This is a genomic window from Streptomyces sp. NPDC048606, from assembly GCF_040650855.1.
Lineage (GTDB): Bacteria > Actinomycetota > Actinomycetes > Streptomycetales > Streptomycetaceae > Streptomyces.
Map to the genome: position 1 here is coordinate 94,731 of NZ_JBEZIB010000005.1, position 13,917 is coordinate 108,647.

General features: G+C 73.0%; 12 protein-coding genes. 2 read left to right on the forward strand and 10 right to left on the reverse strand.

Annotated features, from left to right (window positions below):
- Window positions 1–27 precede the first annotated feature (27 nt).
- Entirely contained in the window at window positions 28–501 is a 474-nt protein-coding gene (locus AB0D01_RS07545; RefSeq protein WP_363054118.1) for a hypothetical protein, read from the reverse strand.
- Window positions 502–665: 164 nt separating this feature from the next.
- Here AB0D01_RS07545 and AB0D01_RS07550 point away from each other — a divergent pair, with 164 nt between their 5' ends.
- Window positions 666–1,400, forward strand: coding sequence for a Sir2 family NAD-dependent protein deacetylase (locus AB0D01_RS07550; protein ID WP_363054119.1), 735 nt, complete (start codon window positions 666–668; stop codon window positions 1,398–1,400).
- 174 nt (window positions 1,401–1,574) lie between these two features.
- Here AB0D01_RS07550 and AB0D01_RS07555 read toward each other — a convergent pair whose 3' ends face one another.
- From AB0D01_RS07555 to AB0D01_RS07585, 7 genes are all read right to left on the reverse strand, one after another.
- Window positions 1,575–5,138: a bifunctional glycosyltransferase family 2 protein/CDP-glycerol:glycerophosphate glycerophosphotransferase gene (locus AB0D01_RS07555; RefSeq protein ID WP_363054120.1), complete on the reverse strand. Its 3,564-nt coding sequence runs from the start codon at window positions 5,136–5,138 to the stop codon at window positions 1,575–1,577.
- A 187-nt stretch (window positions 5,139–5,325) separates the two neighbouring features.
- Complete coding sequence (locus AB0D01_RS07560) at window positions 5,326–5,703, reverse strand: hypothetical protein (protein ID WP_363054121.1); 378 nt, start codon at window positions 5,701–5,703, stop codon at window positions 5,326–5,328.
- A gap of 92 nt (window positions 5,704–5,795) precedes the next feature.
- Window positions 5,796–6,260, reverse strand: coding sequence for a roadblock/LC7 domain-containing protein (locus AB0D01_RS07565; protein WP_363054289.1), 465 nt, complete (start codon window positions 6,258–6,260; stop codon window positions 5,796–5,798).
- Window positions 6,261–6,343: 83 nt separating this feature from the next.
- On the reverse strand, window positions 6,344–7,120 hold the full coding sequence (locus AB0D01_RS07570; RefSeq protein ID WP_363054122.1) for a transcriptional regulator: 777 nt from the start codon (window positions 7,118–7,120) through the stop codon (window positions 6,344–6,346).
- Entirely contained in the window at window positions 7,117–7,530 is a 414-nt protein-coding gene (locus tag AB0D01_RS07575; protein WP_363054124.1) for a hypothetical protein, read from the reverse strand. Before AB0D01_RS07575 ends, AB0D01_RS07570 begins: the two co-directional genes overlap by 4 nt.
- Window positions 7,531–7,690: 160 nt before the next feature.
- The gene (locus AB0D01_RS07580) at window positions 7,691–8,254 is read right to left on the reverse strand and encodes a TetR family transcriptional regulator (RefSeq protein WP_363054125.1); all 564 of its coding nucleotides are present in this window, start codon (window positions 8,252–8,254) and stop codon (window positions 7,691–7,693) included.
- A gap of 134 nt (window positions 8,255–8,388) precedes the next feature.
- Window positions 8,389–10,356 (reverse strand): APC family permease, encoded by a 1,968-nt coding sequence (locus AB0D01_RS07585; RefSeq protein ID WP_363054126.1) that lies wholly within the window; start codon window positions 10,354–10,356, stop codon window positions 8,389–8,391.
- A gap of 150 nt (window positions 10,357–10,506) precedes the next feature.
- On the opposite strand from AB0D01_RS07585, the gene AB0D01_RS07590 reads away from it, so the two are divergent.
- On the forward strand, window positions 10,507–10,920 hold the full coding sequence (locus AB0D01_RS07590) for an SHOCT domain-containing protein (RefSeq protein WP_363054127.1): 414 nt from the start codon (window positions 10,507–10,509) through the stop codon (window positions 10,918–10,920).
- A 63-nt stretch (window positions 10,921–10,983) separates the two neighbouring features.
- Here AB0D01_RS07590 and AB0D01_RS07595 read toward each other — a convergent pair whose 3' ends face one another.
- On the reverse strand, window positions 10,984–11,439 hold the full coding sequence (locus AB0D01_RS07595; RefSeq protein WP_363054128.1) for a (2Fe-2S)-binding protein: 456 nt from the start codon (window positions 11,437–11,439) through the stop codon (window positions 10,984–10,986).
- A gap of 56 nt (window positions 11,440–11,495) precedes the next feature.
- Window positions 11,496–13,727: a molybdopterin cofactor-binding domain-containing protein gene (locus tag AB0D01_RS07600; protein WP_363054129.1), complete on the reverse strand. Its 2,232-nt coding sequence runs from the start codon at window positions 13,725–13,727 to the stop codon at window positions 11,496–11,498.
- Between the last annotated feature and the right edge of the window lie 190 nt (window positions 13,728–13,917).

Consider the following 13,917-nt stretch of genomic DNA (forward strand, 5'->3'; position numbering starts at 1 on the left):
GATCGGCCACCGTCGGGGCGCCCCGTCTCAGCCCGCGCAGATCACGTCGTCGAGCTGGATGGGCCGGGAGTCGAGCCGGACGTAGGCGGTGAAGGTGTCCGTCACGCCGTCCCCCCAGTGGGTGGTGACGGTGGCCCAGCCGACCCCCGCGGACTGGGCCACCGTGGCCGGTCCGACCTCGATCCGCTCGGGACGCGCGCCCCGGGCGCACAGCACGACGTCGAAGTCCGGGTCCGGGGCTCCTTCCTGTTTGTCCTTGATCTGCTGGGAGGTCCGCAGTCTGCGGTCCTCCGGCCTCGGGCCGTGGGTGCCGTAGAACCCGGCCAGGAAGCGGGTGATGTCGTCGGCGGTGTGCCGGTGGTGGACGGAGCGACGCGGCTCGGGGTCCGCGGCCCGCGCGCTCGCCGGGACGGCGGCGACCAGCGGGAACAGCGCGGACAGGGCGGCGAGGGCGGTCACGGCGAGCAGCGGGGCGCCCGGGCGGCGGGAAGAGGAGTACATGTCCGGTTTCTAGCGGTCCCGGCCGGGCCGGCCGTGGGGGGCGCGACGTGGGCTCACTCCGGTGGAGGTCCGGATTCACCGCAGAAACGACCCTTCGGCGGAGGTGGGCGGTGCGGGAACAATGCGGTCGCGGTCGGTCGTCCCCGCTGCGTAGGGTCGCCCGCATGGGGAAGCCACTTGTCGCCGTGTTCAGCGGAGCCGGACTGTCCACCGATTCCGGGATCCCGGACTACCGCGGACCGGCGGGACTGTGGCGTCGGGAGCCCGACGCCGAGAAGCTCGTGACGTACGCGTACTACATGTCCGATCCGGAGGTGCGCCGCCGGTCCTGGCGCATGCGCGCCGAGCTCGCGGCGCTGTCGGCCCGGCCGAACGCCGCCCACCTGGCGGTGGCCGAGCTGGAGCGCGGCGGCACCCCGGTACGGGTGATCACGCAGAACGTGGACGGTCTGCACCAGCTCGCCGGGATGCCCGCGCGCAAGGTGTTCGAGCTGCACGGCACGGCCCGGTCGGTGGTGTGCACGGCCTGCGACGCCCGCTCGGGAATGGACGAGGCGCTGGCCCGCCTGGCCGCGGGGGACCCCGACCCGGCCTGTCTGTCGTGCGGCGGCATCCTGAAGACGGCCACGGTCATGTTCGGGCAGCGCCTCGACCCCCAGGTGTTGGCGCAGGCGGTGGCCGTGGCCAAGGGCTGCTCGGTGTTCATCGCGGTCGGCAGCACCCTCCAGGTCCAGCCGGCCGCCTCGCTCGCCGGCATGGCGGCCGAGGCGGGGGCCCGGCTGATCATCGTGAACGCGGAGGAGACCCCGTACGACTCCCTGGCCGACGAGGTCGTCCGCGAGCCGATCGGCACGGCCCTGCCGGCGCTGCTGGGCCGCCTCGCGGCCGGGGAGGCCTGAGCCGGCGAGCGCCCTCGGGCGCCCGCGTCGGCCGGCCGGCGGCGCATGGCCGCCACGTCGCGGTGAGGGACGGCCCCGCGCCGTCCCCCTCGGGGAGACGGCTCCCGCGCCCGGAAGTCATCGGTGGACGCGGGGCCGCCGCCGGATTCACCCGCGGGAGTTCGCCGACAGGCCCTACGCGCCGAGCATCCGGTCGACGACGCGCGCGGCCGCGCGGCCGTCGTCCAGGTCGCAGAACTCGGCACGGAAGGCGGCGCGGGCGGCCGCGTACTCGGCGCCGACCGCGTCGGCGTCGCGTACGGCCTCGATCAGGCTCGCCGAGTCCCGCAACAGCGGGCCGGGGGCCTTCTCCTCCAGGTCGAAGGTGAAGCCGCGCAGGGTGTCGCGGTAGTGCTCCAGGTCGTAGGCGAACAGCAGGATCGGCCGGTCGGTCAGCGCGAAGTCGAAGATCGCGGAGGAGTAGTCCGAGATCAGCACGTCGGCCACGAGCAGCAGGTCGGTGGTGTCCGGCCAGCGCGAGACGTCGACGACGAACCCGTCGCGCACGCCGTCGCGCACCTGCTCGGTGACCTTGTGGTGGGCGCGCACCAGCAGGACGTGGTCCTCGCCGAGCGCGCGGCGGGCCTCTTCCAGGTCGATGCGCAGGTCGAGCTTGTAGCCACCGGTCCAGCCCAGCCGGTTCTCGCGCCAGGTCGGCAGGTAGAGGACGACCTTCTTGCCCTCGGGCAGGCCCAGACGGCGGCGGACCTCGGCGATCCGGTCGGCGTCGGGGCGCACCAGCGCGTCGGCGCGCGGGCTGCCGGACTCGACGACCTCGCCCCGGTAGCCGAGGGCCCGCCGCAGGACGGGGGTGGCCCAGCTGCCCGGGGAGGCGAGCAGCGTCCACTGGGCACTGTCGTGCTCCAGGGCCTCCAGGACCTCGGGGCTCGTGTAGTAGTCGTGGTTGAAGTCGTGGCCGATCTGCTTCAGCGGGGTGCCGTGCCAGGTCTGGACGACGGTCTGGCCGGGGCGGCGGCGGAAGGTGAGGGGCACGCTGTCGTTGGTGACGTAGTACCGGGCGCGGGCCAGGACGTCCCAGGCCTCCAGGCTGCCGTACTGGACGGCGCGCGCGGTCGACGGGACCTCGGCGCGGCCGTCGCGGACGAGCCAGACGTGTTCGAGCTTCTCGCCGCGCCGCAGCAGTTCCTCGTGCACGGCGCGGGGCGAGTCGCCGGCGCCGTCGCCCTGGAAGGTGTCGTAGACGACCATGTCCTTGACCGGCAGGGCGCGCTGCGCCGGGTAGGTCACGTCGCGGGCGACGCGCTGGGCGTAGCGGGAGCGGTCGTGCGGGCTGAGCAGCGGGTCGCAGACCAGTGCCATGCGGTCGTGCAGGCGGGCCTCGACGCGCATGCGGCGGCCCAACACGGTGAGGGAGTGCGGGCCGGAGAAGAGGGCCGGCTGGAGGAGCTGGACGGGGGCGCCGCGGTCGACGCCGAGCAGCCCGGCGGTGGTGCCGCCGTCGCGCACCGGGCGGACCGTGGGCCACCAGCGGCCCTGCGGGAGGGTGGTGCGGCCGGCGTACGGCTCGGGGAGCACGGGCTCGAAGGCGGCCTCGAAGCGGTCGCCGTCGCGGGTGATCGGGTAGCCGAACTCGGTGCCGTGGTGGTTGTGCAGGACGAGCTCGTACGCCTCGCCGGCCTCGGCGGCGGGCAGGCGCAGGGTGCCGCGCAGGGTCAGGGTGCCGTCGCGGGTGACGACCTCGTCGACGAGCGGCGGCGTGGGCTGCACCGACAGGACGAGGTGGCCGCTCATGCCGCGCTTGGCGAAGACGACGCGGCCGGTCTCGTCGCCGGGGACGGGGGCCACGAGGCCGGTGAAGCCGCCGCGCTCGTCGTGGGCGAGGGGGTGGCGGGTGCCGTCGGCGCGGACCACGGAGAGGTTCCACGGCTCGGGGGTCCACTCCCCCGCCGCGGCGGGCCGCGGCACGGCGGCCAGGTCGGCGAGCGGGACGACGACGCCGAAGGGGACGCGGCCGGCGGCGGGGGCGCCGGTGGTGCGCAGCGGGAGGTCCAAGGCGGTGCCGGTGCCGGAGTGCGCGAGGCGCAGGGTGGCGCCGTCCCCGACCTCGGCGGCCAGTTCGCCGGTGAGTTCCAGGGCGTCGTCGCCGACGGGCCGGACGTCCAGGACGCGGGCGCGGACGACCTCGACGTGGACGGTCAGCGTGTTGGAGACGGTCGGCAGGATGCGGACGTCGGGGGTGGCCCAGTAGGCGGGCGGGGTCAGTCCGCTGTCGTGCTCGCCGCCCTTGAGGCGGGCCCGGTGCAGGCCTCCGGCACCGGTGACGGCGACGGAGGTCGACCATATGCCGTCGCGCCACTTGCCGCCCGACTGGAAGACGGTGGGGTCGACGACGGCGGTGAAGCCGGCCCAGTCGGCGTGCTTGAGCGCCAGGTGCGGGGCGTGGACGGTGGCCATCGGGGAGGCGACGGTGCGGGTGCTGACGACGGTGCGGCGGCGCTTGCCCTGCTCGCGGAAGATCAGCATCTTGCGGGAGCCGAGGCGGCTCTCGGCGCCCATGTGGCCGGGCAGGGCGTAGCCGCGCAGCAGCAGCTTGCCGTCGCTCCAGGCGGCCTGTTCCAGGCGGCTGACCACGCGGCGCTCGCGCGGGCCGAGGGTGAGGAGCTTGGCGGGGACCGGCGCCTTCAGGAAGGGGTAGTCGGCCTGCGGTCGGGCGAGGCCCTTGACGGGCACGCTGTAGCTGAAGTCGCGCTGGTGGTGCAGGAGGCCGATGAACTCCTCGACGCGGCCCTCGCGCGCCAGGTAGGCCTTGAGTCGGTCGGCGACGGTGAGGTCGTTCCAGGGGTCGGTGCCGATCTCGCGGATCAGGCCGCCGACCTCCTTGACGAAGGCGGCGCGGAAGTCGGGGCCGCCCTCGGGGACGTACTTGTAGATGAGCGGGAGCTCTTCGTTCAGCACGTTGCGGTCGTAGTCGCGCAGGTAGCGGGCGTACTTCTCGCCGGGCTTGCCGAGGAGCGCCTCGCGGACCAGGCGGACGGAGGTGACGCGGTCGACGACGGAGACCGGGTCGGTGGAGCGCTGGGTGATCGAGCGCTCGCCGGTCTCGCGGACCCGCCAGTGGTAGACGACGTCGCCGATGACGTCGACGCTCTTGGCGAAGTAGTGGGCGGGGATGCTGACGGGGGCGTCCTCGTAGAGGATGCCCTCCGGGTAGCGGAAGTCGTGCTCTTCCCAGAAGCCGCGGCGGTAGACCTTGTTCCACGCGGTGCGGTCGGTGACCAGCGCCGGGAACCTGGAGATGTGGGTCTTGAGCTGCGTCTTCGCGAATGCGACGCGGTGGCCCCAGGACTGCTGCATGCCGACGGAGCGGAAGCGCTTGACGTTGCCGGCCGCGAAGTCGGAGCCGGTCTCGTCGAGGGCGCCGATCAGACGCTCGTACGCGTAGGGCGGCATGGTGTCGTCGCTGTCGACGAAGGCGACGTACTCGCTGCCCTCGTCGGCATGCCGGAAGCCGACGTTCCGGGCGGCACCGAGGCCGGCGTTCTTCTGGAGGACCAGCCTGAAGCGCTTGTCACGCTCCGCGAAGGCCTTCGCGATCTCCGCGCTGTTGTCCGTGGATCCGTCGTCGACGATCACGACCTCGAAGTCGTCGAACGTCTGCGCCGCTATGGACTCCAGGCACTCGTCGAGATAGAGCTCGACGTTGTAGACAGGTACGACGATGCTCAGGCGCGGGGGCATGGGTGGCGGGTTCTCCAGCGTTTTTGCTCTGTCGATGGCGTAATGATCAGCTGATTACAGCATCCTACTCTGTAACGGGATCATAAAGTCCGCCCATCCTCGGACATATCACTGAGGCCGCCGGGGCGGACGGCAAAGATTTCAGCCGCCCGCCACCGCGCCGTCACGGCCCTCGTCCGGGCCGCTCTCAGATCTCCAGCTCGCCCTCGATGCGCTTCAGCTGGTGGCGGGCCATGGCCAGGTTGGCGCGCCCGCGGTCCAGCGCGAGGTAGAGGAAGAAGTGGCCGTTGGCCCCCCTTCCCTTCATCAGCCGGATCAGGTGGTACTGGGTACCGAGCGTGATCAGGATGTCCTCGATCTCGTCGTTCAGGCCGAGCAGGTCCATCGTGCGGACCTTGGCCCGGACCACGTCGGTGTTGCCCGCCGCGGCCACCCCGAGGTCGAGGTCCTTGCCGCCGCCGACGGTGCCGAGCGCCATGCCGCTGCCGTAGTCCACCAGGGCCGCGCCGATCGCGCCCTCGATGGTGGTCATGGCGTCCTTGAGTGCGGTCTCCACGTTGGCCATGGGGTGTTCCTCTTTCTTCTGTCGGGGTTGTCACGATTCACGTGGGTGGGATGTGCTGATGTGATTCCGTTTGCGATCCGGTAAGTACGGGCTCAGGGCGCGGGCAGCGCCGGGGGGCGCGGGGGCGCCGGCGGAAGGGCCGGGGGCCGCGCGGGGCCCTGGGGGCCGCGGCGCCCCAGGCTGTGTTCGATCAGCTCGGCTATGTGCGTGCTGGAGCGCCGCGCCTCCAGGTGGAGGCGGCCCACGTTGACGCGGGGGCCCGCGATCAGGGTGAGCACCGCCGTGTCGCCCGCCGCGTACGTGGCGACGTAGCCGTCCTCGCCGCGCACCAGCAGTTCGCGGAAGCCGCCCTGGCCGGTGCTGTCGCTGAGCCGCTGGGCGACGCCGAGGGCGGCGGCGGTCAGGGCGGCGACGGTCTCGGCCTCGGTGGCGGCGCTGTCCTGGGCGAGCACGAGGCCGTCGGCGCTCGCGGCCAGGGCCCCGGTGAGCTGGGGGACGCGGGCCCGCAGTCGCCGGAGCTCGGCGAGTATCTCGGCTTCCGCCTCGGCGGGCACCATCGCCGTGGTCATGTCGGCCTTTCTCCCTTCGGGCTGCCTCCGCTCGGAACGGTCGGCGAACAGGGCCGGTCGCAGCGGGAGCCTCACAGACTTGCCTCCAGTGCGTCGCGTAGCCGGCGGAGCAGTGCCACGTCCGGGGGTTGGGCGTGCGCCAACCAGTCGGGCACCGGGGGGACCGGCACCGGGGCCGGCGGGGCGTGCGGGGTCTCGACCAGCCCGGCGGCGGCGAGTCTGCGCACGTCGAGCAGGGTGTGGAAGGCGGGGCGGCCCAGGACCCAGGCGAGGTCGGCGGGGGTCCGTACCCCGTCGGCCTGGCCCAGCAGGTTCCGCTGCCGGGCGGTGATCGTCTGCCCGGGGGCGGCCTGCCGGGGCACCACGGGCGAGGTGTCGAGCCGGGGGTAGGGCCAGACCGCGTCCAGCAGCTCCCGGCGGCGGCGGGTCTCGCGTTCGACGGCGTCCGCCGGGACCGAGCGTACGGAGCCGATCCAGTGGGTGGCCCCCCGGCGGAACCGGGAGGGGCCGGAACCCGGCGAGAGGGCGAAGAAGGCGGCGTCGAAGATCGCGGCGAGGTGGCAGATCTCCAGTTCGCCCCCGGCGAGCCCGCCGCTGTCCACCAGGAAGCGGGCCACCTGGCGGCGGGCCCCCGCCTCGTTCACCGCCTCGTTCCAGCGTTCGGGGGCGAGGCCCCCGCCGGTGGTGAGCAGTACGTCCAGTCCCGGGGTGGCGGGGCTCTCCGCGTGGACGATGCGACCGTCCTCCAGGAAGAGGGTGCCCCGGTCGCGGAGCAGGGCGCCGGTGGCGCGTTCGGCGGCGAGCCGGGTCAGCAGGGGCGAGACGGCTATGGTGGCGGAGGCGGTCACCTGAGCACCAGCCCTTCGGCCAGTGCGCGGAGTCTGAGTCGGGCGAGGGCGAGGTTGCCGTCGGTCCGGTCCAGCCACAGGTGGAGGAAGACGCTGCTGTCGAAGCTGGTCTCGACGAATCGGAGCACGTGGTAGCCGGTGCGGGTGGTGACGATCAGGTCCTCGACGGGAGGTCCGGCGGAGGCCGGGCCGTCACCGGCCCCGGATCCGTCCGCCGCCGGGGCGAACGACTCGTACTCGGCCGCCGCCCGCGCCAGTTCGGCCGTCTCGGCGGCCGTGGTCTCGTGGTCGCCCACGGGCGAGTCCCCGGCGGTGCCGAGGGCCAGTCCGCTGCTCCAGTCGACCAGCGCGGCCCCGCGCGCACCAGGCAGGGCCATGGCTTCGAGCAGGCATTCGTCGATCCCGGGCACGCGGGCTCCCCTCCCGGCCGGACGTGCGGGGTGCACGGTCGTACGGCGCGACAGGAGGGAACTTACTCAACTTCCACACTGCGAAAAGGCGTTCTGGCATTTTCCGCTGGAACATGCGCGGTAGCACGTGACAGCTTGGCCGGAACCCGATCGTTTCTGATCATCCGGTGGGTCGCTCCGGAAGAAGGCGTTCGACCATCACCTCCAGGAGATGGTCGACGGGATGGGCTTCGAGCAGGGCGGGCACCGTGAGGTCGTCCACGATCATGCCGAGCATCGCGAAGTAGAGCAGGACGACCCCGTCCCGGTCCCCCGGCAGGCCGGCGTCCAGGTGCCAGGTGACGTTCGCCTCCAGCTCCAGAGCCTGGAACCGGGCCATCTCCTCCTGGATCTCGGGCCGTCGCGTGGCCTCCAGGCGCAGCTCCAGCATGGCGACGTGCACGCTGCGTTCGCGCCGCATCCGCTCCATGAGCCTGCCGAGCAGCACCTTGGTGTCGAGCGGGCCGGCGAGGTCCTCCGCCTTCGGGGCGAGCCGTTCGCGGGTGCGGTGCAGGATCTGCACGAGGAGCTGGCCCCGGTGGGCGAAGTAGTTGGAGGCGGTTCCCGTCGGCACCGCCGCCTCGGCGTCCACGGCGCGCAGCGTCAGGCCGCGCGAGCCCTCGCGGGCCAGGACCTCGATGGCGGCGTCGAGGAGCGCGGCGCGGCGCTCGGGGTTCTGGCGCATGACGGATCCCTGGGGTGTGAGGAGGCGCGTGTCCCTGACTACTGCACCCGCAGTAGTCAGGGACACGCTAACCGACGCGCGCGCGGGGCCCCGCGCGGACCGGCCACGCGCGAGGGGGGTACCGGGGCCGCCGGTTACGCGGAGGGCGGCGCGTCCGTCGCCGTCCGCGCGGGCTCCTCGGGCCCGGGGTGGCGCGCGGACTCCAGCAGGTACGGGACGTCGATCACCGCGACGCCCGGGGTGAACAGCAGCCGCGCCTTGAGCCGGAGCGCGTTCTGGTTGTGCAGGGGCTGCTCCCACCAGTGGCCGACCACGTACTCGGGGATCACCACCGACAGGACGTCCGTGCCCTCGGCCGCCGCCTGCTCCTCCACGTACGCGAGCACCGGGGCGACCACCTCCCGGTAGGGCGAGTGCAGCACCTTGAGCGGGAGCCCCGGGTCGTGTTCCGCCCAGGCCTCCCGCAGCCGTGCGGCCTCCTGCTCGTCGGCCGCGACGGAGAGCGCGGTGAGCGTGTCGGGGCGCAACCCCTGCGCGTAGCCGAGTGCCTTGAGGGTGGGGGCGTGGACGGAGGCCACGAGGACGACGACGTGGTGGCGGGCGGGTCGGCGCGGGCGGACCCCGGGGGCGACGGCGACCTGCCGGGCGACCTGGTCGTAGTGGCGCCGTACGCCCTTCATGCCGAGGAACAGCGCCGGCATGGCGATGACGACCAGCCAGGCGCCGTGCGTGAACTTGGTGATGAGGACGATGACCAGGACCACGGCGGTCATGCAGGCGCCGACGGCGTTGATGGCGAGCCGGCGGTGGATGTGGACGCGTTCCGCGCGCGGGGTGGCGGGCGAGGCGAGGGCGCGCCGCCAGTGCCGGACCATGCCGGACTGGGAGAGGGTGAAGGAGACGAAGACGCCGATGATGTAGAGCTGGATGAGGCGGGTCAGCTGGGCGTCGAAGGCGACGATCAGGGCGATGGCGGCCAGGGCGAGCAGGATGACGCCGTTGGAGTAGACGAGGCGGTCCCCGCGGTTGAACAGCTGGCGCGGCGCGTAGCGGTCCTTGGCCAGGATCGAGGCGAGCATGGGGAAGCCGTTGAAGGCGGTGTTCGCGGCGAGGATGAGGACGCCCGCGGTGGCGGCCTGGAGCAGGTAGAAGAGGAAGTGCCAGCTGCCGAAGGTGGCCCGGCCGATCTGGGCGAGGGCGGTGGACATCGGGGTGTCGGGGGGCAGCCCCAGTTCGGTCGGATCGGCCGCGACGTGCACCCGGTAGACCATGGCGAGGACGGTGATGCCGCTGAACATCGTCACGGACAGCACGCCCATCGCGGCCAGCGTGTTCGCGGCGTTCCTGGCCTTGGGCTTCTCGAAGGCGGGGACGCCGTTGCTGATGGCCTCGACGCCCGTCAGGGCCGTGCAGCCGGAGGCGAAGGCGCGCAGGGCGAGGAAGACCACGGCGATGCCGGTGTAGACGCCGGTGGCGGTGATGGGGAGCTCCGCGGACTCGGCCCGGATGGTCTCGCCGGTGGCGAGGCGCACGGCGGCGACGGCGAACATGACGTAGATGACGAGCACGAACCCGTAGGTGGGAACCGCGAAGACGCGGCCCGACTCGCGGACGCCGCGCAGGTTCATCAGCGTCAGGAGGACCACGAAGGCCACGGACAGGGCGACTTGGTGCTCGCTCAGGGAGGGCATCGCGGAGGTGATCGCGGCGACCCCGGACACCACCGACACGGCGACGGTCATGACGTAGTCGACGAGGAGGGCGCTGGCCGCGGTGAGGGCGGCGGTGGGCCCGAGGTTCTCCGCGCTGACGACGTAGGCACCGCCGCCACCGGGGTAGGCGTGGCAGGTCTGCCGGTAGGAGGCGATGACGACCACGAGGAGGAAGACGATGGCCGCGGCCGCGTACCAGGCGAGGTGGAGCAGCGCGACCCCGCCGAGGGCCAGGATCAGCAGGATCTCCTCGGTGGCGTAGGCCACGGAGGAGAGCGGGTCGCTGCAGAAGATGGGGAGGGCCAGCCGCTTGGGCAGCAGGGTCTCGCCCAGGCGCGCGGTGTCCAGAGGTTCGCCGACCAGCACACGTTTCGCGTTGATACGCCTCATTCAGGCATGATCAACCATTCATTACGGTTTCGCCGGTATTGAGTGCGCCCGTCCGGCCCAGTGGCGATCTTGTATGCCCGCTGGGATGGTGATCACGTCGGCCGCCGCGCACAAGGGGCGCGACGGTCGCCCGAACGAAGGAGCACCGCCGTGGACCGATCCGCCTACCTGGCTTACGACTATCCGGTGCTGGGCGCGTTCTGGACCGTGATGTGGATCTTCCTGTGGGTCATGTGGCTGATCCTGCTGTTCCGGATCATCGTGGACCTCTTCCGCGACCACGAGATGAACGGCTGGGTGAAGGCCGCGTGGCTGCTGTTCCTGCTGTTGATCCCCTTCCTGGGCGTCCTCGTGTACGTCATCGCACGCGGCAAGAACATGGGCAGGCGCGAGATCAAGCACGCGCAGGAACAGCAGGAGGCCTTCAACACCTACATCCGGGAGGCCGCCGGAACCTCGGGCAAGAGCACCGCGGACGAACTCGCCCGCCTCTCCGAACTCAAGGCCAAGGGCGACCTGAGCGAGGCGGAGTTCCAGCAGGCCAAGCAGAAGCTGCTGACCTGACCGCACCGCGCCTGCCCGCCTGCCCGGCCGGGCGGGCGGGCGGGCACGGGAGCGACACGGCCGTCACATGCGGGCGGCCGCGTCGCGGATGGCCTCGCGGATGCGGAAGTAGGTCCCGCAGCGGCAGATGTTGGCGATGGCGTCGATGTCCTCGTCCGTCGGCTCGCTCGTCCGCCGCAGCAGCGCGACGGCGGCCATGATCTGCCCCGGCTGGCAGAACCCGCACTGGGAGACGTCCTGCTCCAGCCAGGCCTCCTGCACCGGGTGCAGCCGGTCGCCGTCCGCGAGCCCCTCGATGGTGGTGACCCGCTTGCCCGCGCAGGCGGAGACGGGCACCACGCAGGGGCGGATGTCGGCCCCGTCGAGGTGGCTGGTGCAGGCCTTGCAGACGTCGACCCCGCACCCGTACTTGGGTCCGGTGACGCCCAGCATGTCCCGCAGGACCCACAGCAGCGGCAGGTTGTCGGGGGCGTCGACGGTGACGCTCTCCCCGTTGACGAAGAAGGTGTGCGAGGGCACGGCGATGCTCCAGGTTCGGGGGTCGGGGTCGCGCGCGGGCGGGCGGGCGGGCGGGATCAGCGCGGGTAGGGGGTGAAGTCGACGTCGAAGTCCAGGGGGAAGCTGCGGGGCCTGGAACCGGTGGCCCGGGCCCAGGCGTTGGCGATGGCCCCGACGGCGGCCGGCACCCCCAGCTCGCCCGCCCCGCCCGGCTCGGTGCCGGTGGCCGGGAGCACGAAGACCCGTACGTCACGCGGGGTGTCCCGCTGCTGCGCCCAGTGGAACTGGCTGTAACTCCCCTCCAGCGGGAGCCCCTTGTCCAGGTGCAGCCCGGCCCGCAGGGTCGTGGAGATCGCGTCCATGAGACCGCCGATCATCTGGGCCTCCAGCCCGCGCGGGTTGACGGGCAGGCCCACGTCGACGGCGATGACCGCCTTGGTGACCCGCGCCCGCTCGGGGTCGCGGGTGTCGATCTCCACCAGGCAGGCGGTGCGGGACTTGTACTCCTCGTGGAAGGCGATGCCCTGCGCGCAGCCGGCCGGCATGGCCCTGCCCCACTGCCCCTCCGCGGCCACCTTCTCCAGCACGGCGCGCTGGGCGTCCGTCTTCAGGAAGGCGCGCCGGAAGGCGTACGGGTCCTTGCCGGTGGCGGCGGCCAGCTCGTCGACCACGATCTCCTCGGCGCCCCGGGTGTTGGCCGAGTACACCGAACGCCAGGACCCGGTGGGGATGCCGGTCGGCACCTCGGTCAGGGCCTGCGTGGTGAGCCCGAAGTGGTACGGGGACTTGATGGTGGTGAGGAACAGGGTCTGGGCGAGGGTGGCGTTGCCGATGCCCGACGGCAGGCTCGCGGCGGTGGCGGTGATGATCTCCCCGAGGCCGTGCCGGAAGTCGGTCTCGGCGGCGGCGACCCGGTGCTCGAAGCTCAGGACCTCGCCGAGGAGGTGGGTGGCCCGGATGCGGTGGTGGGTCGCGGGACGCATCCGGCCGTGGCGGGTGTCGTCCACCCGCGTCCACATCAGGCGCACGGGACGGCGGCAGGCCTTCGAGACCCGGGCCGCCTCCAGGGCCGCGTCGAAGAACAGCCGGCGGCCGAAGGAGCCGCCCGCCTGGACGACGTGCACCTTCACCGCGCCCACGGGCAGGCCCAGCTCGGCGGCGATGGTCTGCCGGGCGACGATGGGGGACTTGAGGCCGGACCAGATCTCGGCCCGGTCCTCGCGCACGTCGGCGATGGCGGAGTTGGTCTCCATCGGGGCGTGGCTGACGAAGGCGAAGTCGAACTCGGCGTCCACGTACGGCGTGAGCAGCGGCGGCAGCAGCGGCGCCGGGTTGGCGGCGCGCAGCTTCGCGCGGATCTGCGCGTCGGAGAGCCGGTCGGCGGGGCCGGGGCCCCAGTCGACCCGCAGCGCGGCCTTGGCGTCCATGGCCTGGCCGAAGGTCTCGGCGACGACGGCGACGCCGGTGGGGACGGTCACCACGTGCAGGACCCCGGGCATCGCCCGGACGGCGTCGAGGTTGGTGACGGCCGAGACGGTGCCCCCGAGGGTGGGCGGACGGCGCAGCACGCAGGGCTTGGCGCCCGGTACGTCGAGGTCGAGCGTGTAGCGCTGGGCCCCGGTGACCATGGCGCGGGCGTCGACCCGCCCGGTGGCCCTGCCGACCAGGGTGTGCCGCGCGGTGGGCTTCGGCGATGCCGGGGGTACGAGGAGTCCCGGCGCCGCGGCGGCCGCGGCGAGGGCGCCGTAGTCGACGGTGCGTCCGTCGGGTGCCCGTACGGAGCCGGCCGCGGTGGTGAGGCCCGCGGCGGGGACCTTCCACCGCGCGGCGGCGGCCGCGACGAGGCGGGCGCGGGCGGTGGCGGCGCACTGGCGGACGGGGCCGTACAGCGAGCGGATGGAGTTGGAGGAGCCGGTGAGCTGGTTGAACAGCAGCTCGGGGCGGGCGTCGTCGAGTTCCACGCGGACGGTGTGCAGGGGTGCGTCGAGCTCCTCCGCGACGAGCATGGCGACGGCGGTGGTGAGGCCTTGGCCGACCTCCTCGCGCGGCAGCCGGAAGCGGATCGTGCCGTCCGGGTCGACGGCGAGGGCGAGCAGGGCGGAGGTGGGGGCGCCGGCCAGGATGAAGAGGTCGCCGAGGTCCACCAGGTCCGCGATGGCGGGCAGGGAGGGGATGGCGGCCGCGGCCGGCTGCGGGGCGAGCGCGTCGGCCCCGGCGCGGGTGACCAGGGCCAGGGTCGGGGCGGCGACGAGGTACGTCAGGAAGGAACGTCTGTCGGGTCCGGCGGTACCGCCTCGTCGTGTCTTCATCCGTTCCGTCCCCGCCCCTGTTCCGTCGTTCCGTCCCGCCCGCGCGGGCCGCCCCGGCTGGTTACCGACACGTAGGGTAGCGATCACCGGGTGGGGTGGGAAGGGACCTCGCGCCCGCGGGGTCCTTCGTTCGGGGGGTCCCCCTGAAGGAGCAATGACCGCCCCGACGGACGGAAAAGGCCCCGGTGGG

Bases quoted from the DNA above. Each gene is read 5' to 3' on its own strand.
- AB0D01_RS07600 (WP_363054129.1), bottom strand. From the start codon at position 13,727: ATGAAGACACGACGAGGCGGTACCGCCGGACCCGACAGACGTTCCTTC.
- AB0D01_RS07560 (WP_363054121.1), bottom strand. From the start codon at position 5,703: ATGGCCAACGTGGAGACCGCACTCAAGGACGCCATGACCACCATCGAG.
- AB0D01_RS07555 (WP_363054120.1), bottom strand. From the start codon at position 5,138: ATGCCCCCGCGCCTGAGCATCGTCGTACCTGTCTACAACGTCGAGCTC.
- AB0D01_RS07580 (WP_363054125.1), bottom strand. From the start codon at position 8,254: ATGCGCCAGAACCCCGAGCGCCGCGCCGCGCTCCTCGACGCCGCCATC.
- AB0D01_RS07545 (WP_363054118.1), bottom strand. From the start codon at position 501: ATGTACTCCTCTTCCCGCCGCCCGGGCGCCCCGCTGCTCGCCGTGACC.
- AB0D01_RS07550 (WP_363054119.1), top strand. From the start codon at position 666: ATGGGGAAGCCACTTGTCGCCGTGTTCAGCGGAGCCGGACTGTCCACC.
- AB0D01_RS07585 (WP_363054126.1), bottom strand. From the start codon at position 10,356: ATGAGGCGTATCAACGCGAAACGTGTGCTGGTCGGCGAACCTCTGGAC.
- AB0D01_RS07565 (WP_363054289.1), bottom strand. From the start codon at position 6,260: ATGGTGCCCGCCGAGGCGGAAGCCGAGATACTCGCCGAGCTCCGGCGA.